General features: G+C 55.0%; 18 protein-coding genes. 13 read left to right on the top strand and 5 right to left on the bottom strand.

What is annotated here, in order from left to right; translation table 11 throughout:
* Positions 1-140 precede the first annotated feature (140 nt).
* From BJF95_RS08410 to BJF95_RS08460, 11 genes are all read left to right on the top strand, one after another.
* Positions 141-1,403 carry an alpha/beta hydrolase gene (locus tag BJF95_RS08410; protein WP_075639019.1) on the top strand — a complete coding sequence of 421 codons (1,263 nt, stop codon included), beginning with the start codon at positions 141-143 and terminating at the stop codon, positions 1,401-1,403.
* 254 nt (positions 1,404-1,657) lie between these two features.
* Positions 1,658-2,698 (top strand): proline racemase family protein, encoded by a 1,041-nt coding sequence (locus BJF95_RS08415; protein ID WP_075639020.1) that lies wholly within the window; start codon positions 1,658-1,660, stop codon positions 2,696-2,698.
* A gap of 181 nt (positions 2,699-2,879) precedes the next feature.
* Positions 2,880-3,623 carry a Crp/Fnr family transcriptional regulator gene (locus tag BJF95_RS08420; RefSeq protein WP_075639021.1) on the top strand — a complete coding sequence of 248 codons (744 nt, stop codon included), beginning with the start codon at positions 2,880-2,882 and terminating at the stop codon, positions 3,621-3,623.
* Between the two features lie 274 nt (positions 3,624-3,897).
* Positions 3,898-4,278: a response regulator gene (locus BJF95_RS08425; protein ID WP_075639022.1), complete on the top strand. Its 381-nt coding sequence runs from the start codon at positions 3,898-3,900 to the stop codon at positions 4,276-4,278.
* Positions 4,279-4,329: 51 nt separating this feature from the next.
* On the top strand, positions 4,330-4,827 hold the full coding sequence (locus BJF95_RS08430; protein WP_075639023.1) for a putative pterin-binding protein: 498 nt from the start codon (positions 4,330-4,332) through the stop codon (positions 4,825-4,827).
* Entirely contained in the window at positions 4,824-7,085 is a 2,262-nt protein-coding gene (locus tag BJF95_RS08435) for an ATP-binding protein (protein ID WP_075639024.1), read from the top strand. Before BJF95_RS08430 ends, BJF95_RS08435 begins: the two co-directional genes overlap by 4 nt.
* Before the next feature lie 17 nt (positions 7,086-7,102).
* Positions 7,103-8,191, top strand: coding sequence for an HD domain-containing phosphohydrolase (locus BJF95_RS08440; protein WP_075639335.1), 1,089 nt, complete (start codon positions 7,103-7,105; stop codon positions 8,189-8,191).
* 75 nt (positions 8,192-8,266) lie between these two features.
* Positions 8,267-9,304, top strand: a complete 1,038-nt coding sequence (gene pyrC / locus BJF95_RS08445; RefSeq protein ID WP_075639025.1) for a dihydroorotase — start codon at positions 8,267-8,269, stop codon at positions 9,302-9,304.
* Between the two features lie 120 nt (positions 9,305-9,424).
* The gene (locus BJF95_RS08450; protein WP_175577228.1) at positions 9,425-10,591 is read left to right on the top strand and encodes a GGDEF domain-containing protein; all 1,167 of its coding nucleotides are present in this window, start codon (positions 9,425-9,427) and stop codon (positions 10,589-10,591) included.
* Between the two features lie 159 nt (positions 10,592-10,750).
* On the top strand, positions 10,751-11,443 hold the full coding sequence (locus BJF95_RS08455) for an orotate phosphoribosyltransferase (RefSeq protein WP_075639026.1): 693 nt from the start codon (positions 10,751-10,753) through the stop codon (positions 11,441-11,443).
* Positions 11,444-11,541: 98 nt separating this feature from the next.
* Positions 11,542-12,468, top strand: a complete 927-nt coding sequence (locus BJF95_RS08460; RefSeq protein ID WP_075639027.1) for a carbohydrate kinase family protein — start codon at positions 11,542-11,544, stop codon at positions 12,466-12,468.
* 78 nt (positions 12,469-12,546) lie between these two features.
* On the opposite strand, the gene BJF95_RS08465 is transcribed toward BJF95_RS08460, so the two are convergent.
* The 3 genes from BJF95_RS08465 to BJF95_RS08475 all read right to left on the bottom strand — a co-directional run bounded on the left by BJF95_RS08465 (position 12,547) and on the right by BJF95_RS08475 (position 16,826).
* Positions 12,547-13,293, bottom strand: coding sequence for an SDR family oxidoreductase (locus BJF95_RS08465; RefSeq protein ID WP_075639028.1), 747 nt, complete (start codon positions 13,291-13,293; stop codon positions 12,547-12,549).
* An 11-nt stretch (positions 13,294-13,304) separates the two neighbouring features.
* Positions 13,305-14,930 carry a glucose-6-phosphate isomerase gene (gene pgi / locus BJF95_RS08470; protein ID WP_075639029.1) on the bottom strand — a complete coding sequence of 542 codons (1,626 nt, stop codon included), beginning with the start codon at positions 14,928-14,930 and terminating at the stop codon, positions 13,305-13,307.
* A gap of 195 nt (positions 14,931-15,125) precedes the next feature.
* Positions 15,126-16,826 carry a long-chain-fatty-acid--CoA ligase gene (locus tag BJF95_RS08475; protein WP_075639030.1) on the bottom strand — a complete coding sequence of 567 codons (1,701 nt, stop codon included), beginning with the start codon at positions 16,824-16,826 and terminating at the stop codon, positions 15,126-15,128.
* A gap of 446 nt (positions 16,827-17,272) precedes the next feature.
* Here BJF95_RS08475 and galE point away from each other — a divergent pair, with 446 nt between their 5' ends.
* Positions 17,273-18,265, top strand: a complete 993-nt coding sequence (gene galE, locus BJF95_RS08480) for a UDP-glucose 4-epimerase GalE (protein WP_075639031.1) — start codon at positions 17,273-17,275, stop codon at positions 18,263-18,265.
* Complete coding sequence (locus BJF95_RS08485; protein ID WP_075639032.1) at positions 18,262-18,861, top strand: DsbA family protein; 600 nt, start codon at positions 18,262-18,264, stop codon at positions 18,859-18,861. The genes galE and BJF95_RS08485 overlap by 4 nt, the downstream gene beginning before the upstream one ends.
* Positions 18,862-18,897: 36 nt before the next feature.
* On the opposite strand, the gene BJF95_RS08490 is transcribed toward BJF95_RS08485, so the two are convergent.
* On the bottom strand, positions 18,898-19,887 hold the full coding sequence (locus BJF95_RS08490; RefSeq protein WP_075639033.1) for an Hsp33 family molecular chaperone: 990 nt from the start codon (positions 19,885-19,887) through the stop codon (positions 18,898-18,900).
* Positions 19,888-20,086: 199 nt separating this feature from the next.
* The gene (gene argF / locus BJF95_RS08495) at positions 20,087-21,004 is read right to left on the bottom strand and encodes an ornithine carbamoyltransferase (protein WP_075639034.1); all 918 of its coding nucleotides are present in this window, start codon (positions 21,002-21,004) and stop codon (positions 20,087-20,089) included.
* Positions 21,005-21,011: the final 7 nt, after the last annotated feature.

Raw genomic sequence — 21,011 nt, forward strand, 5'->3', positions numbered from 1 at the left:
ATCTCTGCAAAAATGCAACATCCTCCAGCTTAATCAAGCGGCAGACGATAATCGGTGGATTTCATCGCCAAAATGACGATAAGTGATCTTCATCACTAACTCCCCTCGATGGTGCAGGGGCGCAAAAGAGCCGCTTTGTCATGACACGTTCCGCGATCAGCCATTTTTCGAAGCGCGCAATTTTCATTGCCCTCACACTCGCCTTAGCGGGGTGCGGCGGGCGGCTTGAGGGTGTGATGAAGCCGGTTGGCCCTGTGAACATACAAGGGGCCACCCCCGTCAATATGCTGGTGGCAACGACGCGCGAACAATCGGGTGATCCAGCCATCTTGTTTAACGGCGAGCGCGGTACCGGCTTGAAGACCGATGCCGTGGCCATATCGATACCACCGGATAAAAACCGCAAGATTGGTGAGGTTCAGTGGCCCAAAAAACTCCCGCCTGACCCCAGCAAATCCTTTACCACGGTCAGCGTCACGCCTCTGTCGACGGAGCGCGACGTGAAAAACTGGCTGCGCGCAAGTTCCTTCAACAAGCACCGCGTGATGGTCTTCGTGCACGGCTTTAACAACACCTACGAGGATTCCGTCTATCGATTTGCCCAGATTGTGCATGATTCCAAGACGGATGTTGTGCCGGTGCTGTTCACCTGGCCATCGCGGGCCAGCATATTTGATTATAATTACGATAAGGAAAGCACCAATTATTCCCGCGATGCCTTGGAGGAATTGCTAACCCGCGTCAGCAGCCAGCCGGGCGTGACCGATGTGACCGTGATGGCGCACTCCATGGGATCATGGCTGGCTGTGGAAGCTCTGCGACAAATGGCCATTCGCCAAGGACGGGTGAACACCAAGATTACCAATGTTATCCTCGCATCACCCGATCTGGATGTGGATGTGTTCAAAAGCCAGTTCATGGCCCTCGGCCCCAAGCATCCGCATTTCACCATTTTTGTCTCGCGCGATGACCGCGCGCTGAGCATTTCCCGGCGTATTTCAGGCAATGTGGATCGACTTGGACAAATCAACCCCGCCGAAGAGCCTTACCGCAGCGGACTGGAAGCTGCGGGCATCACCGTGATTGATCTGACCAAGCTGAAAACCGGAGATCAGTTGAATCACGGCAAATTTGCCGAAAGCCCTGAGGTGGTGCGGTTGATTGGCGACCGCCTTCTGACCGGTCAGACCGTGACGGATTCCAACGTGGGTCTTGGCGAAGCCCTTGGCGCGGTCGCAATCGGCACAACCAGCACAATCGGACAGGTCGCCAGCACAGCCATCAGCGCTCCTATTATGATCTTCGATGGCCGCACGCGGCGCAATTACGATGATCAACTCAAGCGGCTGGGAAACAGCGCTGGATCGACCCTTGGTGCGGTATCCGACACTCTTCCGCGATAAGATCGGCACGATAACATCGGATTGCGACCCAGATTTCTCTCGAGTCTGTCAGGTTCAGATTGAACCAGACAGACGCTCGCTTTTCTTGTGGTCGTTTGTCTGATCAGAAAAACCGGTGACCACTTTTTCCTGACAAACTCTATCGCCCCAGATTTCTCTATCGCCAAAGATAGTTCTCCTGATATATCAGGATAATTATCTTTGGCCTCATCCCCCGAATTGAGAAGGGATGAGAATGATCGGGAGAAGCAGGCATGCGGTGGAAGCGGGTAATGCAATTGCTGGACGTCCATTGTGAGGGCGAAATTGGCAAAGTGGCCACCGGCGGCGTGCCAAAAATTCCTGGCAAAACGGTTGCCGAGCAATTGCACTGGCTGAATACGGATCCGAAAGGGCAAGAGCTACGGCGCTTTTTGGTGCTGGAGCCGCGTGGTGCGCCGATTGGCTCGGTCAACCTGCTGTTGCCACCCAAACATCCCGACGCTGACGCCGCTTTTATCATTCTGCAGCCAGATCAGGCGCATGCCAGCTCTGGTTCCAATTCCATCTGCGTCACCACGGCCTTGCTGGAAAGCGGCATTGTGGACATGCAGGAGCCGGAAACCACTGTTGTTTTAGAAACCGCAGCCGGTTTGGTGAAAGCCAAGGCCCAATGCCGCGATGGCCATTGCGAAAGCGTGACATTGACCATGGTGCCCTCTTTCGTGCACCAGTTGGACGCGAAGATCACCACCCGCGAATGGGGCGAAATCAGCGTTGATCTCGCCTATGGCGGTATTTTTTATGCTCTGATCGACGCCCCACAAATCGGCCTTGCCATTGCGCCAGAAAATGCCCGTAAGCTTGTGGAGGCCGGCATGATGCTCAAGGCCGAGATCAACAGCCAGTTTCACGTTGTTCACCCGGAAATCCCTGAGATTTCCGGTGTTGCTTACGTGATGTTCCGTGATCAGGATCCCGATGGTGCGGTGCGCACCTGCACCACCATGTGGCCCGGTCGCGTTGATCGCTCACCCTGCGGCACCGGCAACTCTGCCAATCTGGCCACTCTGCATGCGCGCGGCAAGATCAAACCCGGCGAGCGTTTTCTCTCGCGCTCCATCATCGGCTCCGAGTTTCAGGTCGGGCTGGAAGGTCTCACCTCTGTTGGCGACCGGGCGGCGGTTATTCCGACCATCACGGGCCGCGGCTTCACATTCGGGCTGCATCAGGTGGCCTTGGATGCATTCGATCCCTTAAGCGCGGGCTTTGCCCTCAGCGACGTATGGGGCGATGCAGCTGCCAGCCTGAATTAAAACGCGACCAAAAACCAGGCTGCCGCTGTCCGCTTCAATTGTCCGCTTCAATCCGCTGCGGACAGCCCTGCCACATCTCCTATTTGAGTAAACAGATGATCCTCCCTTTCTTAAGGTTGTTTTTCCCCATCATTGAACGTTACAATGATGTAAAACTATCCATTATCAAGAAAGGTGGCTGATGGCTGGAGATGAGCGCGCCAAGACAACCGGCTTTTTGAGGCAGATACCGCTCTTTCAGAGCCTCACACAAGAGCAGGACCAAGTCTGGTCTGAGCGCTGCGAAACCCGAAAGGTGATTGCGGGCACGATCCTTTATGATCCAGAGCGCACGGAAAGGGCCGTGTTCATCAACACCTCCGGCATGATCCGGGCTGTGTTGCGGGTTGCACCCGGCAAGGAATTGTTTTTGGAAGATTTTGCGCCCGGCTCCATCGTCGGCGCGCTGGTTGCGCTGAACGGTCATTGGGAGAACGGTTTTTTGATGACGATCACAGATGGCGAGGTCATCATGATCCATCCCGACGTCTTCCGGGAGATCCTTGAAGCCCACCACGATATCTGTTTGAACTTGCTCACCACCATGACATTTCGCATGCGCCAGCTCTATCTCAAAATCAGCGAGCATTCCTATCTGGATGTCAAACACCGACTTTACAATGCTTTGCTGCGGCTATCGCTGCCCAGCACGGACAATCCAGAGCGGCGCATCATTGCGCCACCCCTTATTCATGCGGCCTTGGCAGAACATGTCGGCACAAGCCGCGAGAGCATTTCGCGCGAAATGTCGCGCCTTTTGCAAGACGCCGTGATCGAGCGAAACAGCGAGGCCATTATCATTCGCCAACCGCGCGAATTGCTGCGACGCCTTTCACGCGTGGCCATCGCCCCGCCGTTGGTTAAGCCAGCGTCCTGCCCGGCTTGATGCGTCCAGCGCTGCAAAGGTTAATCCCAACACAGCGCAAAAAAACTAAAAATTTACCCATTTGCTTCAGCTAATATCAGTGCAATCTCGTTACAACTTGCGGATGGAGTACTTGGCTGGTCCTGCATGATGCAGGGTGCTCCACATGAAAACCCGAATGAGACACGACAGCACTGTCCATTTTTACGGCATAATTCGATACCGGTTGCGGTCCTCGGCTTTCCTCTGTCGTTGAACCCAACGGGTTTGATGGCAACATCTGAGGGAGACCCCCATGAGCATTCTGATCGTCGAAGACAATCCGACCAATGCGATGATCTTGAAGCATCTGGCACGCAAGGTCGCAGATGATGAAATCACCGTGCAAGCTGATGCCAATGACGCTCTGGTGTTGTGTCACAATACCTTGTTCGACATGTTGATTGTTGACCAGATCTTGCCAGGCATGACCGGCCTGCAATTCGTCAAGGCCATTCGCCAGCTCCATCGCTATGACACAGTGCCGATCATCATGGTCACGGGTGACAACGACCCTGCGTTGCGGCTGGCAGCCAAGCAAAATGGTGTCTCTGATTTTCTCACCAAACCCGTGGAGGCCCTGGCGTTTCGCCAGCTCATCGCCAACCATCGCGGGCGTAAAGCCACGGCGGAATAAACACCCACCGCTCAATGTTCGTGCCGATCCAAGCAAGTAAGGAGTGTTTCAATGAAACGTTTGCTGATGACCGTGGCAGCATGTCTTTTCATGGCAACGCCGCTGATGGCGCTCGATACTCCCAAAGGCGCGGTTATTCTCACCGTCAAAGGCACGCTTGCCCACCCCAACAGCGGTGCCGACGCGGTCTTTGATCTCGCCATGCTGGACGCGCTCAAGGGGCGCAGCGCCACAATGGAAACGCCCTGGACCGAAGGAAAAGTGACATTTTCCGGCCCGCTTTTACGCGCTGTACTGGAGGCCGCTGGCGCACCTGCGGGTTCATTGAAGGTCCGCGCCCTCAATGATTACGCGGTTGTCGTGCCAGCCGCTGATGCAGGCACCTTTGAAGTGATTGTTGCGACCAGACTGAATGGCAAGACCATGTCTGTGCGCGACAAAGGGCCAACCATGTTGGTTTACCCCTTCGATCTCAATCCAAAATTATACACGGAGACCTATTTTTCGCGCTCAGTGTGGCAAATCAAGGACATTGAGATAATTCCATGATCCTGTTCAATCGCAATGGTTTGGAGCGACACCGCTCACAGCCTAAAACAACATTTGTGCTGCTGATCCTGTCAGGCGTTCTGCTTTTAACCTTTCTGCTGCTGTCCAAAGACATTTCGGACCGCTTCCATATGTTATTTGATGACATCCGCGAAAATGCGACATGGGCCGTTTACCAGCTGGATCGTGAGGCCCGCACGCTGGACTATACCGTTGCCGAAGCGCGGCGGCTGGACAGCATCGGTCCCAAAGAGCTGACAGACATCAGCTTGCGCTACGACATTTTGTACTCGCGCCTCAAGCTGGTCAACCAAACCCAATTTGGCGCGTATTTCAGTCATGATGCAACGGTTCAGGACTATTTGGGGAAAATTGCTGGTTTCATCGCCGAAATGCAGCCGTTTTTTGACAGCATCGCCAATGGAAAAATCCCAGAAAAGCAGGAGTTTGAACCCGTTGATCAACAACTTGGCCGGTTGACACGGGACACTGGCGACTTGCTGCTCTACACCAACAACTTTGTTGGCAATGAGCGTGCTTCCATTCGCGCCAATATGATCGAGCTGGAAAAGACCTCAGCCGTCATGCTGGGGTTGTTGATGGTCTCGGTGATCTTTCTGGTGGTGACACTGCGCCGCCAGTTGACGTCCTTGCGCGAGACCAGCCATCGGCTGGAAACAATGGCGCGCGAGGTGTCAAACGCCTATGAGGCTGCCGATTCGGGCAATCGGGCAAAATCGCAATTCATGGCAACCATGGGGCATGAGATCCGCACGCCGCTGAACGCCATTTTGGGCATGGCGGAATTGCTGGAATATTCCGAACTGCCGCCTGAGGCGCTGCAAAGTGTGAAGACCATTCGCTCGTCTGGCGAAGCGCTGCTGGAAGTGATCAACGAGGTTCTCGATTATTCGAAAATCGAGCATGGCAAGCTGGAGCTGGAAGAACGCGCCGTTGATATTTACGCGCTGGCCGAAAGCACAATCAGCATCATTCAAGGCCGAGCGGACGCGCAAAAAAGCGAACTTATTCTCGATATCCCGCTGTCGCTGGAAGCGCTGTATGTGCGCACCGACCCAACGCGCCTTCGGCAGGTTCTGCTCAATTTGTTGAGCAATGCGGTGAAATTCACCCATAACGGCACCGTGACACTGCGCCTGAGAGAATTTTATCGCGGCAGCGCGCTGATGTTGCGCTTTGAGGTGGAAGACACCGGCATCGGCATTGATGAAGCGGGCGTTGCCAAGCTGTTTCAGCCGTTCAGCCAGGTCGATGCCAGTATCAGCCGACGGTACGGCGGCACCGGGCTGGGTCTGACCATCTGCAAACAGATCGTGGGCAAGCTGGGCGGCGAGCTGGGCATGAGCAGCACGGTGGGGGTCGGCAGTATTTTCTGGTTCGAATTGCCGGTGATTGTGGCTGGCAAGGATGAAGTGCGTCAGAACACCAAAAGCGAGACACTGGAAAGGCATTTTCCACGCCTGCGGATTTTGCTGGTGGAAGACAATATCGTCAATCAGCAGGTCGCCAGCCGCTTTCTCGAAAAGCTCAATCAGACCGTGGTGTTGGCCAGCGACGGTGCTGAAGCCGTGGAAAAAACAGAACAGGAAACCTTCGATCTGATCCTGATGGACATGCAAATGCCGGTGATGGACGGCATCGAGGCGACCAAGCATATTATTCAGCGCGGTGGTGCGGCCGCCCTCACCCCCATTATCGCCATGACCGCCAATGCTTCCGACGAAGATCGCCGCCGATGCCGCGCGGCAGGCATGGTGGGGTTTGAATCCAAACCCGTCACCATGAACCGCCTGCGCGATGTGATCCTCACCTTCGCGCCCGCAGAACACGACAGTGACACCGACAAAGACCCGCTCGACATCGGCGATCTGGTTGATCCAACCCCGGAACAGCCGCCCCTTACACTCCAGCAGCATCTTGACGAAATCAACGGGCTGGATAAATCACGCCAGGATGAATTGATTGAAGCCCTGGGTGAAGACGTGTACCAGGAACTGATTGAATCGTTTTTTAATGACGCAAAAGATCTGATTGGAGCGCTCAACATCGCCTTTGCCAATCAAAATAATCCGGAAATTGACCGCGTTCTGCACACGATCAAAGGAGCGGCGAGCAATGTCGGGCTCAACGATATCGCTCATCATGCCGATGCCTTGCGGAGCGTTGCGCCAACATTTGAGTCGATTGGCAGGCTCTCAGAGGAAATCGAAACGATGAAATTGAAATTGGTGGCCTGATGACCCGGGAGGCAAAAATGCGTATTTTAGTCGTTGACGATAATAATACCAATCTTAAACTTCTCGTACGGTTGGTGAAGAAGGTCGAAAATTGCGAAGCCGTGGCCTTTTCAACCCCTGATGAGGTTTTGTCGGCATTGCCCGATCTGGATTTCGATGTTGCGATTATTGATTATCAGATGCCCGTCTACAATGGCGTCGAGCTGTTCACCGAGATTGTCCGGTTTGAAAAATACGCCAATGTGCCGGTGGTTTTCATCACCGCCGACAAAGACATGACAACGCGCATGGCAGCGCTCAATGCCGGTGCCATCGACTTTTTGACCAAGCCGGTCAATCCGGTGGAATTTCAGGTTCGCATTCATAATATTGTCAATCTGACAATTGCCCGTCGCCAACTGGCGGATCAGGCCGAATGGCTGCGTAACGAGGTGGAAAAAGCGGTTCAGGAACTCAGACTGCGCGAGCAGGAAATCATCGAACGGCTGACCCTTGCTGCCGGATATAAAGATCCCGAAACGGCCCGCCACACATTGCGCGTTGCCGCTTATTCCGAAACCATCGCTCGGGAAATGGGCTTGAGCGAGCAATTTTGCACCGATCTGCGGCTTGCAGCCCCGATGCACGACATTGGCAAAGTGGCCATGCCCGATACCATGATGCTCAAGCAAGGCAAATTGACTGAGTCTGAATTCAGGCAAATGCAGTCTCACACGGAAGTTGGGGCCAATATCCTCGCCCGCTCTCATTCCTCCTTGTTGCAACTGGCGTCCGAAATCGCCATTAGCCATCATGAGCGGTGGGATGGACAGGGTTATCCGAACCGTTTGGCGGGCGAGGCCATTCCGCTGGCCGGTCGCATTGTCTGTATTGCCGATAATTTTGATGCGCTGACCACAGAGCGGCCCTACAAGCCCGCATGGTCTTATGAGCGCACTGTCGAGCATATTCTGGGGCGCGCTGGAAGCCAGTTTGATCCGGCTTGCGTCGCTGCCTTTGAAAAATCACTGCCGAAAATTCGCACCATTATGGAAAATGACCGTCGCGAACAGGCCGAGGAAGCGGCCTTAAGCGCTGGCAGTCAGCCGCTTGGAAAAATTGCCTGATTTTGCCAGCGATGATTTGTCTCGACGGTGGAACAATGCTATTTCCGGCCAAAGATTTTTTGCCGGAGATAGCCCATGCGTTCGCTCACCATTCGCCGCCCCGATGACTGGCACCTGCATTTGCGGGATGGTGCGATGCTTCAGGGTGTGGTGGGCGACACCAGCCGATATTTCGGCCGCGCCATCATCATGCCAAATCTCGTGCCGCCGGTGGTAACCACGCAAGATGCAATCGCCTACCGCGAACGTATTGTGGCGGCCGTGCCGAAAGAGCACAGCTTTCAGCCGTTGATGACGCTTTATCTCACCGAGCACACCAATCCCGACGATGTGGAAGACGGTAAAAACACCGGCCTGATCACGGCGGTCAAGCTTTATCCCGCCGGTGCTACCACCAATTCCCATGGCGGCGTGCGCGATCTGGACAAGGCCATGCCGGTGCTGGAGCGCATGGCAAAGATTGGCCTGCCGCTGTGCGTGCACGGCGAAGTGACCACCCCGGAGGTTGATATTTTCGACCGTGAAGCGGTGTTTATCGACACAGTTCTGGAGCCTCTGCGCAAGCGCCTGCCGGAGTTGAAGGTGACCATGGAACATGTCACCACAACAGACGGCGTGGAGTATATTCGTTCTGCTGCGCGCAATCTGGCAGGCTCCATCACCACGCATCATTTGATCATCAACCGCAATGCCATTCTGGTGGGTGGCATTCGTCCCCATTATTATTGCCTGCCGGTTGCCAAGCGCGAGAGCCACCGGCTCAGCTTGCGGGCCGCTGCCACATCTGGTGATACGCGCTTTTTCTTAGGCACCGATTCTGCCCCGCATATCGACCCCTTGAAGGAATGTGGCTGTGGTTGCGCCGGCATTTACACCTCCATCAACACCATGAGCTGCCTTGCCCATGTGTTTGAGCAGGAGAATGCACTCGACAAGCTTGAAGCCTTCACGTCGCTGAATGGCCCAGCCTGGTATGGTTTGCCATGTAACGAAGAGACCATCACCCTGGTCAAGCGCGATGAACCGGTATCTTTTCCATCGAAAATTGAAACAGACGCAGGTATTGTGACAGTCTTCGATCCGATGTTTCCTCTTCATTGGGATGTGACTTAAACGTGATGTGCATTGCTTACGTTTAAAAGATGAATCATATTGCGCGTAACTTTTTAGAGAGAAAATCATCATAGTATCGTGCTAGGAAAAGCGCATGATCGCGCTTTAGGGATGAGCATGATGCTGGACTATAATTCTCTGCTGTCTGCGCTGGGCTTGTCAGGGCTGTGCTTGCTCCTGACGCTCATGGGTACGTGGCTCGGACGCCGGGAATCCTCATTTCTTCTCAGCTGGATTGTTGGGCTTTTCCTTTGCGTTGCCGGGATTTTGTCCTACTCATTTTTCCTGTGGTGGCCCACGACACTTGCCGGTACGCTGGCAATGTCATTGATGCAATGGGGCTTTTGCGTCCTCTACGGTGCCGCCGTGCATTTTCGAAGCGGCAATTTTCCCCTGGCACGTGTTGTTTGCCTCGCAAGTGTTGCTTCGCTCAGTATCACCACAGCCTTTATCTCACAGTATTGGGGCGTTGGCTTCATCCTGCTCAATCTGGGTGCGACCGTTGCACTTTTAGCCACGGCCCATCAATATTGGATCGGCAGAGCGGAATCTCCGGGCATCCTTGCCGGTATCGCCCTGCTTTACGGCATCATCTCCCTTTCCTTTCTTCTCTGCGCCATTGCTTTGGTTCATGCTGGATCATGGGTGATGCAGGGTGCCCCTGACGGGGTGAGCGAGAAAATCAATATTGCGTCCTGCATTGTCGGTATGACCGGAATTGGCGTTTTGTCACTCACCGCTCATCAGGCCCGCATTACGCTCCAGCATCGGCTGGAAGCCATAACCGATTCCCTCACCGGTCTTTTCAATCGCCGTGCCCTGTTTGAAAAATATTCACAGAAGCATTTCAAAGCAGACATGGCAGTTTTGGTGTTTGATATTGACCGCTTCAAATCCATCAACGACCAACATGGCCACGCCGCCGGGGATCGGGTTATCCAGACGGTTGCCAGGGAATTGCAAAGTGCTGTGGGTGTTGATTGCGTCGCGCGGTTGGGCGGCGAAGAATTTGCGGCCGTGATTGAAAATGCCCCGCCCGGACGCGCCGAGTGGATTGGCGAGCGCATTCGCCGACATCTGCAAGAACGCGACATTATAGTCGATGGCGAAACGATCCGCGTCACCACCAGCGTTGGGATCAGCTATGGAACAGTCGACGGCATGACCTTTGAAGGGTTGCTCAAGCAGGCGGATGACGCCCTTTACAGCGCCAAACGCATGGGGCGCAACCGCATCGAAGTCGTGTCAAATCCTGCCATAGCCACAGTCGCAAGCCACCTCGCCTGATAGACTGATCACATCGCGCAATCCGGGAATCCATCTGGCGCGCCTTGCTGCTTCTTGTTATACAGCGCCGTGCGTTTTACCAAAGCCACACAGTGCGATGTAACGCTTTATATCTGCAGCACAATTTGACAGCGCCGCCCGACCCATGAGGAGCACGTAATGACCCTGACATCCTTTTCTGATCCTGCCGTCATGGCTAATCTGCTTGCCAAGATGCTTTGGGAAATCAAGGCGGTGCATTTTAACGCGACGGAGCCTTACAAGCTGGCATCGGGCATGCGTAGCCCAGTTTATATCGATTGCCGCAAGCTGTTGTCCTATCCTCGCGTGCGCTCGAGCGTCATGGATTTTGCCGTCGCAACCCTCTTGAGCAATGCCGGGTTTGAGCAATTCGATTGCATCGCGGGCGGCGAAACCGCTGGCATTCCCTTTGCGGCTCTTCTGGCGGATCGCTTGAACCTTCCCATGATCTATGTGCGCAAAAAGCCAAAGGGTCATGGCAAAAATGCCCAGATCGAAGGCCATATGCCGGAAGGTGCCCGCGTTCTGGTGATTGAAGACCTGACAACGGCTGGCGGCAGCATGTTTACCTTCATTGATGCCGTGCGCGCAGCCGGCGGCGTGATTGATCACGGCATGGCGCTGTTTTTCTACGACATCTTCCCGGAAGCCCATGAGCGCTTCAACAAAGGCGGCGTCAAGCTTCACCATATTGCCACCTGGCGCAATGTGCTATCGGTTGCCAAGCAACAAAAACTGTTTGATGACAAGACCTTGTCGGAAGTCGAATCCTTCCTCGACGCCCCCCTTGAATGGTCTGGCCGCAACGGCGGCGTCAGCGAACTTGTCTGATGGCTGGCCAGTCCGAAGAATTGCTCAGCGGGCTGGCAAAAATCAATCACTTGGTTTAAATCGATTAAACAATCGAACAAATGGCCTGGGAGGCTCGAATGATCCTGAGTTGTGGTGAAGCCCTGATAGATATGTTGCCGCGTGAGACCACGCTGGGTGAACCTGCTTTTTCTCCCTATGCCGGTGGTGCCGTCTTCAACACGGCCATTGCGCTGGGTCGTCTTGGCGTACCGTCTGCCTTTTTCACCGGCCTCTCGGACGACATGCTGGGCGATGTGCTGCGCGACACATTGCGCAAAAGCCATGTGGATTTCAGCTATTGCGCCACACTGTCCAGACCCACCACCATTGCCTTTGTCAAACTTGTCGATGGCCATGCCACTTACGCCTTTTATGATGAAAACACCGCAGGCCGGATGATCACCGAAGCAAACCTGCCAACGCTTGGCGACGATTGCGAAGCACTGCATTTCGGTGCCATCAGCCTGATCCCCGACCCCTGTGGTGCGACCTATGAAGCCTTGATGCTGCGCGAACATAAAACCCGCGTCATCTCTCTGGACCCCAATATCCGCCCCGGCTTCATCAAGGACAAAGAAGCCCATATGGCCCGCATCCGCCGCATGGCGGCCATGTCTGACATTGTTAAATTTTCCGATGAAGACCTGGCCTGGTTTGGCATGGATGGTGACGAGGAAAGCCTTGCACGCGCATGGCTGGACCATGGCGCAAAGCTGGTTGTCATCACCCGTGGGGCCGATGGTGCCGTTGGCTACACCGCCAAGCATAAAGTGACGGTGGCAAGCGAAAAAGTCACGGTGGTGGATACCGTCGGCGCTGGCGATACTTTTGACGCGGGCGTTCTGGCCTCATTGAAGCTGCAAAATCTGCTGACGAAAGCGCAAGTGGCAGATCTGAGCGAAGAGCAAATTGCCAAGGCGCTGGCTCTGGGGGCCAAGGCTGCGGCTGTCACCGTATCGCGCGCGGGCGCAAACCCGCCCTTTGCCCATGAGATCGGGCTTTGAAGGCATATTATGCATCTCCGCCAGCTCAAAAAGCTGGTGGAGATATCTTTAGGCTTTCAAACAGCCAATAAACGTTTTTTAAATAACGCCGCCATTGGCGTGAAGCGTCTGGCCGTTGATCCAGCCGCCTTCCGGTCCGGCCAGAAAAGCCACAACGGCTGCGATTTCGTCAGGCGTGCCAATCCGTTCCAGCGGAGCAAGTTTGGCAAAGGCCGCGATTGCCTGCTCGGATTTTCCATCCATAAACAGATCCGTCGCCGTTGCGCCGGGAGCAACAGCGTTCACGGTGATGTTACGACCGCGTAGCTCCTTGGCAAGCACCGCTGTCATTGTCTCGATGGCTGCTTTGGTGGCACCGTAAAGGCTGTAATTTTCCGCCCGCATCGCCGCGACACTGCTGGAAATATTGATAATCCGGCCACCGTCGCGCAAGCGCTTGGCGGCTTCGCGCATGCCGGTAAATGTTCCGGTCAGGTTCACCGCGATCTGGCGATCAAACATCGCGTCATCAATCTCCACCATGGGACGCCGCACCATAATTCCAGCATTGTTGACCAGCACATCAACGCCGCCACACAAGACGTCTGCCTGATCAAACAGTTTTGGAAATGTGGCGCGATCGGCAATATCGGCAGCCATTGCAAGTGCTTGGCCGCCCGATGCGCGAATGGCGCGGGCGGTTGCTTCCGCCTCATCACCATCAACATCGCTGACGATGACAAAAAACCCACCCGCCTGTGCCAATCGGGCTGAGATTGCAGCACCAATGCCACGGGCAGCGCCCGTGACAATGGCCGATTTGGGTACCAGCTTTTGATCTGGCATCCGCGATGTCCTTAGCGCGCCAGACTGCTCAAGACCTGCACCAGCCCGGCTGTGGACGCATCCTGACCATCGGTACCTGCCTTGCCTTCAACCACCGGCAAAAGGCCTGTGGCCAGTTCTTTGCCCAGTTCAACGCCCCATTGATCAAAGGAATTGATGCCAAACAGCACACCTTCGACAAACACCCGATGCTCATAGAGCGCAATCAAGCGACCCAGAGCAAAGGGCGTCAATTGCTCATACACAAAGGTGATGGATGGACGATTGCCTGTGAAAACCCGATGGGGCGCAATGTGGTCAATCTTGGCGGCATCCATGCCCGCTTTTTGCAATTGTCCCTTGGCTTCTTCCAGCGTACGCCCTTTCATCAGCGCCGCCGATTGCGCAAGGCAATTGGCGATCAGCAAATCATGCTGGTGGCGAAGCTCTGGCTCAAACCCCTTGGCGGCAATCATGAACTCGGCGGGAATGACGCTCGTGCCCTGATGGATCAACTGATAGAAAGCATGCTGACCATTGGTGCCGGGCTCTCCCCACACCACCGGGCCGGAATTGCCCTTCACCGGCGTGCCGTCAATGGTCACGCCCTTGCCGTTTGATTCCATATCGAGCTGTTGCAGATAGGCCGGAAAGCGCGACAAACGCTGATCATAGGGCAGCACGGCGCGTGTCGCATAATCCAGCACATTGCGATTGTAATAGCCAAGCGCGCCCAGCAGCATTGGCAGATTCTCAAGGAATGGTGCATGTCTGAAATGGTTGTCCATGGCATGGGCACCCGTCAGAAAGGCCGCGAAATTATCGGCCCCCACCGCGATCATCAAGGGCAGACCAATGGCCGACCAGATGGAATAGCGACCGCCAACCCAATCCCAAAAGCCGAACACCCGATCCGAGGCAATGCCAAAAGCCTTCACCTTATCAAGCGCGGTTGAGACCGCGGCAAAATGCTGGCCCACAGCGTCTTCGCCCAGCATGGAGGCAATAAACCGGCGCGCCGTTGCCGCATTGGTCATGGTTTCGATGGTGGTAAAAGTCTTGGAGGCCACAATGAACAATGTGGTTTCCGGCTCCAGCCGCGCTAATGTATCGGCAATGTGAGCGCCATCGACATTGGAAACGAAATGCAGGCGCGGACCATCATGAAATGGCGCCAGCGCCAGCGTTGCCATGGCGGGGCCGAGGTCAGAGCCGCCAATGCCGATATTGACCACGTCGGTAATCTGCTGGCCGGTCGAGCCGGTGATTTTGCCGGCGCGAATGCCTTCAGCAAAATCTGACATGGCGGCCAGCACAGCATTCACATCCGGCATCACATCCTTGCCATCCACCAGAACAGGCGTGTTGGCGCGATTGCGAAGGGCGGTGTGCAGGACGGCACGGCCTTCGGTAAAGTTGATTTCCTCGCCCGTAAACATCGCCTCGCGCTTTTCAGCAACGCCCGCTTTTTCGCACAGGGATTGCAAAAGTGCCATGATGTCTTTGTTCACAGCCGATTTGGAATAATCCATCAGCAAATCATCGAAACGGGCGCTGAAATGCTCAAACCTGTTGGAGTCGGCTGCAAATGCCGCGCGAATATCGGTTGCGGAGGTGTTCGCAACGCTTGTCTTCAACTGTTCGATAATGGCCTGCATGAATGTCTCCCGATCCGGTCATAGACGAGGAACTTACTGCATAAATTCTCAAACCGGAATCAATTTCAGGAGAAAATTATACCCCTGCGGCATGAAAGACAGATATGCCAACGCAGCCCCCCGCAAAAGCGGCCAAGATTGTGCGTCGGATGAGACGCACAATGGTATAGTCGGAAGTATAATCCGGGCTTTCGCCTAACCTCTCAGATCTTTTCGCAGGATTTTGCCAACATTGGATTTGGGCAGCTCAGTGCGAAACTCGACATGGCGCGGACGCTTGTAATTGGTGAGGTTCTTGGCGCAATGATCCTTCACCTCCTGCTCTGTCAGGCTTGGATCTTTGCGCACAACAAACAGTTTCACCGCCTCGCCAGAGTGCGGATCAGGCACGCCCACGGCCGCTGCCTCGAGAACGCCAGGATGCATGGCGGCAACCTCTTCGATCTCATTGGGATAGACATTGAAGCCGGACACAAGGATCATATCTTTCTTGCGATCAACAATCTTGATGTAACCGCGCTCATTCATGAAACCCATGTCGCCAGAGCGGAAATAGCCGTCGGGCGTCATCACCTTGTAGGTTTCATCCGGGCGCTGCCAATAGCCTGCCATCACCTGCGGGCCGCGAATGCAGATTTCGCCAACCTCACCAATAGGCAAGGCGCGTCCATCCTCATCACGAATGCTGACATCCGTGGAAGAAATCGGCATGCCAATGCAACCGGTGAAATCCTGCTCATCCAGACGATTGGCGGTTGCCACCGGCGATGTTTCTGACAGGCCATAACCCTCGGTGATTTTGCAGCCCGTGATCTCGCGCCAACGATCCGCAATCGGACGCTGCACCGACATGCCGCCCGCAAAAGTCAACTTCAGGGATGAAAAGTCCAGCTTTTTGAAATCATCATTGTTCATCAGAGCGTTAAACAGCGTGTTCAGCCCAATGATAATATTGAACCGATGGTTCCCGAGTTCTTTGACGAAGCCGGGAATGTCGCGCGGATTAACGATCAGCACGTTTTTGGCACCGCTCGCCACGCCCATCAGCGAATTCACCGTTAAAGCAAAGATGTGATAAAGTGGCAGTGCGCAGATATAAACCAACGATCCTGTGGCAGATTTTTTATCAAACTCAGCCCCAAGCCATGCCATCATCTGCATTGTATTGGCAATCAGATTGCCATGGGTCAGCACCGCACCTTTGGAAACCCCGGTGGTGCCGCCGGTGTACTGCAAGAAAGCAATATCGTCGCGCTGAATTGGCTCCGGCTTGTACGAGAGATGTTCCCCTTCTGCCAAAACAGACCGGAAGCTTTGGGCCTGCGGCAAAGACCAGGCTGGAACCAGCTTTTTCACCTTGCGCACAATGAAATTCACCAGATGGCCTTTCAGCCCGAGCATATCGCCCATGGTGGCCACAACAATGCTGCGAAGGGCGGTGTCGCGGGCAACGGCCTGAACGGTATGGGCGAAATTTTCCAACACGAACATGGCGACAGCACCAGAGTCTTTCAGCTGATGGCCCAGTTCGCGCGGGGTATACAGCGGATTGACATTCACAACCACCATGCCAGCCTTGAGGATGCCGTAGACCACCACAGGGTTTTGCAAAATATTGGGCATCATCACCGCAATGCGGTCGCCCTTGGCAAAACCTGCCTCCTGCAGCCATGCCGCAATCTTTGTGGCATTCGCACCCAACTGCTCAAACGTCATGGCGCGGCCCATGCAGCTGAAAGCATCGCGCTTGGCATAGATGCGGCAGCTGTTATCAAACAGAGCGCCAAGCGATTCAAACTCGAACGGTGGCAGTTCCGCAGGCAAAGTTGGCGGGTAAGACGCGAGCCATATGCGCTCGTTATCCGGATTACCAGCGGGCATGGATATTGTATTCATTCCTCACTCCCTTTTTCGGCGGGCATCCTCACCCCAACCTCCACTGCAGCATGCGCCCTCCAGACACATGCGGCACCGTATATTCCTCCTCACCCAATCACCCTACCGGTGACAGGCGCGGAATGCGACGCATTCACGTCATTGCCTTCTCTCAGCTTATGCCAAGCGTGCACAATCGCAAGTGTTGATGCTACTATAACCTTGACGTAAACGTCAATTTATTCTTGCACATTTACACTGTCCGCCTAAAAATCCCTCCATGCCGATCAGACAGCAGATTCCGGCATCCTTGCGAAGGCCATAAATGACACGCAAAGATCACTGGAGCTTGATAGGCTTGTTGCATAATTTCCTTGGCAAACTGATTTCGGTTTCAGGGATTATGCCTTAGAACAGAGACAGAGACAGAGACAGAGACAGAGACGCTGTTGGTAGAGGACGATTGCATGAATGAAACGCCCATTCTCGTTGTTGGTGGTGCCGGCTATATTGGTTCCCACACCTGTATCGCCCTGGCGAAGCGTGGATTTTTGCCAATTGTCTACGACAACCTTTCCAATGGCCACGGCGAGTTTGTGAAATGGGGACCACTGGAGCAAGGCGATATTCGCGATCGCGCCCGCCTTGATGAGGTACTGGCCAAGCATAAGCCCGCGGCAATCTTACATTTTGCAGCCCTGATCGAGGTCGGTGAATCGGTCAAGGATCCGATCTCCTTCTATGAAAACAACGTGATTGGCTCGCTTACCCTGCTCGCGGCCGCCCAAGCGGCTGGCATCAAGGCCTTTGTGTTTTCGTCAACCTGCGCCACCTATGGCCTGCCAGACAGGGTGCCGATGGATGAAACCCACCGCCAATCGCCAATCAACCCTTACGGCCGCACCAAATGGATAGTGGAACAGGCCTTGAAGGATTACGACCAATACACCGGCTTCCGCTCGGTTATCCTGCGCTATTTCAATGCTGCGGGCGCGGATTTTGAAGGCCGTATCGGCGAGTGGCACACGCCGGAAACCCACGCCATTCCGCTGGCGCTGGAGGCCGCCCTTGGCCGCCGCGACGGATTCAAAGTGTTTGGCAGCGATTATGATACCCACGACGGCACCTGTGTGCGCGACTACATCCACGTGCTGGATCTGGCCGATGCCCATGTGCGTGCCGTGGAATATCTGCTCAACGATGGTGCGTCTGTGGAATTGAACCTCGGCACCGGAACGGGCACCACAGTGAAAGAACTGCTGTCCACCATTGAAAAGGTCTCAGGCCGTCCCTTCCCGGTGGAATATGCGGCCCGCCGTGAAGGTGACAGCACGACGCTGGTTGCCAACAACGACAAGGCACGCGACGTACTGGGCTGGTCGCCACAGTATACGCTCGAAGACATTGTTCGCTCGGCCTGGGCCTGGCATTCAACCTCCAATCTGGTCACCCAATCATGATCAAGCGCCGCACATTGTTTATGGCCACCGCTGCAACCCTTGCCGCACCATCGTTGCTGCGGGCCAAGGAGCCCAGCCAGAAAGACATCTTCTTTGATAAGGATGTGCCGGTGCTCGGCAATCCCAAAGGTGATGTCACCATTGCCGAATATTTTGATTATCAGTGCGGCTATTGCAAAGCCGTCCATCCGGTTGTCACCAAAGTGGTCAAGGATGATGGCAATGTGCGATTGGTGATGAAGGATTGGCCGGTGTTTGGGGCGGCCTCGGTGTTTGCGGCCCAAGCGGTACTGGCGGCCGCCAAACTTGGCAAATATCAGCCCGCGCAGGAGGCATTGTTCAAGCTTTCCGGCCCGCTGACACCAGATCGCGTACAACAGGCACTCGAAGACATCGGCATATCAAAAGACCTGCTGACGAAGACGGTGAACGCCAATTCAAAGGACATTGCCGGCATTCTCGATCGCAACTGGCTGCAAGCGGAAGGCTTAAGCTTTCAGGGCACGCCATCCTTTGTGATTGGCGCAACCCTTTATCCCGGCGCATTGCAGGAAAGCGATCTGAAAGAAGCGATCGCCAAAGCTCGAAAAGCTTAAAACCAGTCGTGCGCCCAAAGGCGCACGACACCAATTTTACGCGGGCATCAGCTCCTGCGGCTCGTACTTGTACGTGGTTGAGCAGAACTCGCAGGTCACAGACACTGCGCCATCTTCGACGCTGGCGGTGATTTCCTCGGCTGAGAAGCCCGACAACACGCCCTTGATCTTGTCGCGCGAGCAGCTGCAACGGTCATAAATCGGTTGTGGGGTATAGGCCCGCACACCGCGCTCATGAAACAGGCGAAACAGCAAACGCTCAGTGCCAATCAGCGGGTCTGTCAACTCGTCGCCATCAATGGTATCGGCCATCATGCGGGCTTCGGTCCAGTTGTCATGCTCAGGGGTGGCATAGTCGCCATTGTCATCGCCATCACCGGGCAGATCCTGATGCCCCATGCGCTCAGGCGCTTCGGGCAAAAACTGCACAAGAATGCCACCCGCCCGCCAGGTGTGGCGCGGCTTGCCATCGCCATCGCGATCAAACAACTCGGCAACGGCCAAGCGCACCCGTGTCGGGATCTGCTCCGACTGGCGGAAATAGAAACCGGCGATATCCTCCAAGGACGAGCCATCCAGAGGCACAATGCCCTGATAGGGCTGCATGAAGCCGCCTTGATCAATGGTAAAGGCAAGCACGCCATTGCCCAGAAGATCCGTGGGAGAGGATTTTCCAGCCGCAAGCGATTCCGCTAGACGCTCCTCATCAAAGCGCGCATAGGCGCGGACATTTTCTGGCGTGGCAAAATCACAAACCAGCAGATCCACAGGCCCATCGCTCTTGGTCTGCACCACGAACTTGCCTTCGAATTTCAGGGACGTGCCAATCAGCACGGTCAGCACAATGGCCTCGGCCAGCAGACGCGCCACCGCAGGTGGATAAGCATGGCGATCGAGAATGCTGTTCAACAACTGCCCAAGCTGAACGGCGCGACCGCGCACATCGAGGCCGTCCACCTGAAAAGGAACAACCTTGTCATCGCCTGCGAAACCGAATTCGCCAAGCTGGTTTGATCTATCTGTCATTTTTGACACTCCTGGCACGCGGTTCGCGCCTCAACGTGTGGGGCAAAACCTTCTGGGGAATGCCTATATATGGTGCCGATACATAATGATTGTGAACCTTGCATCAAGCCTTATGCGCAAAATTCCTGACGAAGCTTTAAAACAAACGTGTCACAGCCCATGCTTTGAGCTGTGACACGTAGAATGCTGAAAGCAAGTGTCACACAGCGCCAAGGCACCATGCGAGAATGGATTTTTGCGCGTGCAGACGGTTTTCGGCTTCATCGAACACGACAGACTGTGGCCCATCAATCACATCATCCGTCACTTCTTCGCCGCGGTGCGCGGGCAGGCAATGCATGAACAAAGCGTCGGATTTCGCCCGCTTCATCAAATCCGCATTGACCTGGAACGGCTGGAACACATTGTGGCCACGCGCTTTGTGCTCAAGGTTCATGGAAACCCATGTGTCGGTAATCACCGCATCGGCATCCGCTACCGCCCGGTCCGCATCATGGCACAGCATGATCTCGCCGCCGTGGTTGCGCGCCCAATTGAGAATGCGATCATCCGGCTCTGAGCCCATGGGCACGGCCATATTCATCTTATAGCCAAAGCGGGCGGCACCCTCGACCAGGGAATGCAGCACATTGTTGCCATCACCCGTCCAGGCCAGTGTTTTTCCCTTCACCGGACCACGATGTTCTTCGATGGTCATGATGTCTGCCATGATCTGGCAAGGATGGGTCAAATCCGTCAAACCATTGATGACGGGCACTGTTGCATGCTCTGCCAATTCCAAAAGGCGGGTGTGGTCCGTGGTGCGGATCATGATGGCATCGACATAGCGCGACAACACCTTGGCCGTATCGCCAATGGTTTCGGCGCGGCCAAGCTGCATTTCCGTGCCGGACAAAAACAGCGTTTCGCCGCCGAGTTGACGCATGCCAACATCAAAAGACACACGGGTACGGGTCGATGGCTTTTCAAAAATCATCGCCAGCATCTTGCCAGCCAAAGGCTTGTCGGCAGTGCCTGCCTTGGTTCTGTCCTTGCGGTTGCGCGCATCGGATAAAATAGAGGTGAGGTCCTCGGATGTCATGGCCGAGAGATCAATAAAATGCTTCGGGGATGCCATTGTGTTA

The organism is Rhizobium oryziradicis, assembly GCF_001939045.1.
Classification (GTDB): Bacteria; Pseudomonadota; Alphaproteobacteria; order Rhizobiales; family Rhizobiaceae; genus Allorhizobium; species Allorhizobium oryziradicis.

Excerpts from the sequence above, each read along its gene's own strand:
- BJF95_RS08410 (WP_075639019.1), top strand. The coding sequence starts at position 141 with ATGACACGTTCCGCGATCAGCCATTTTTCGAAGCGCGCAATTTTCATT.
- galE (WP_075639031.1), top strand. The coding sequence starts at position 17,273 with ATGAATGAAACGCCCATTCTCGTTGTTGGTGGTGCCGGCTATATTGGT.
- BJF95_RS08420 (WP_075639021.1), top strand. The coding sequence starts at position 2,880 with ATGGCTGGAGATGAGCGCGCCAAGACAACCGGCTTTTTGAGGCAGATA.
- BJF95_RS08465 (WP_075639028.1), bottom strand. The coding sequence starts at position 13,293 with ATGCCAGATCAAAAGCTGGTACCCAAATCGGCCATTGTCACGGGCGCT.
- BJF95_RS08485 (WP_075639032.1), top strand. The coding sequence starts at position 18,262 with ATGATCAAGCGCCGCACATTGTTTATGGCCACCGCTGCAACCCTTGCC.
- BJF95_RS08450 (WP_175577228.1), top strand. The coding sequence starts at position 9,425 with ATGCTGGACTATAATTCTCTGCTGTCTGCGCTGGGCTTGTCAGGGCTG.
- BJF95_RS08430 (WP_075639023.1), top strand. The coding sequence starts at position 4,330 with ATGAAACGTTTGCTGATGACCGTGGCAGCATGTCTTTTCATGGCAACG.
- BJF95_RS08460 (WP_075639027.1), top strand. The coding sequence starts at position 11,542 with ATGATCCTGAGTTGTGGTGAAGCCCTGATAGATATGTTGCCGCGTGAG.
- BJF95_RS08425 (WP_075639022.1), top strand. The coding sequence starts at position 3,898 with ATGAGCATTCTGATCGTCGAAGACAATCCGACCAATGCGATGATCTTG.
- BJF95_RS08475 (WP_075639030.1), bottom strand. The coding sequence starts at position 16,826 with ATGAATACAATATCCATGCCCGCTGGTAATCCGGATAACGAGCGCATA.
- BJF95_RS08415 (WP_075639020.1), top strand. The coding sequence starts at position 1,658 with ATGCGGTGGAAGCGGGTAATGCAATTGCTGGACGTCCATTGTGAGGGC.
- BJF95_RS08455 (WP_075639026.1), top strand. The coding sequence starts at position 10,751 with ATGACCCTGACATCCTTTTCTGATCCTGCCGTCATGGCTAATCTGCTT.
- pyrC (WP_075639025.1), top strand. The coding sequence starts at position 8,267 with ATGCGTTCGCTCACCATTCGCCGCCCCGATGACTGGCACCTGCATTTG.
- argF (WP_075639034.1), bottom strand. The coding sequence starts at position 21,004 with ATGGCATCCCCGAAGCATTTTATTGATCTCTCGGCCATGACATCCGAG.
- BJF95_RS08490 (WP_075639033.1), bottom strand. The coding sequence starts at position 19,887 with ATGACAGATAGATCAAACCAGCTTGGCGAATTCGGTTTCGCAGGCGAT.
- BJF95_RS08440 (WP_075639335.1), top strand. The coding sequence starts at position 7,103 with ATGCGTATTTTAGTCGTTGACGATAATAATACCAATCTTAAACTTCTC.
- BJF95_RS08435 (WP_075639024.1), top strand. The coding sequence starts at position 4,824 with ATGATCCTGTTCAATCGCAATGGTTTGGAGCGACACCGCTCACAGCCT.
- pgi (WP_075639029.1), bottom strand. The coding sequence starts at position 14,930 with ATGCAGGCCATTATCGAACAGTTGAAGACAAGCGTTGCGAACACCTCC.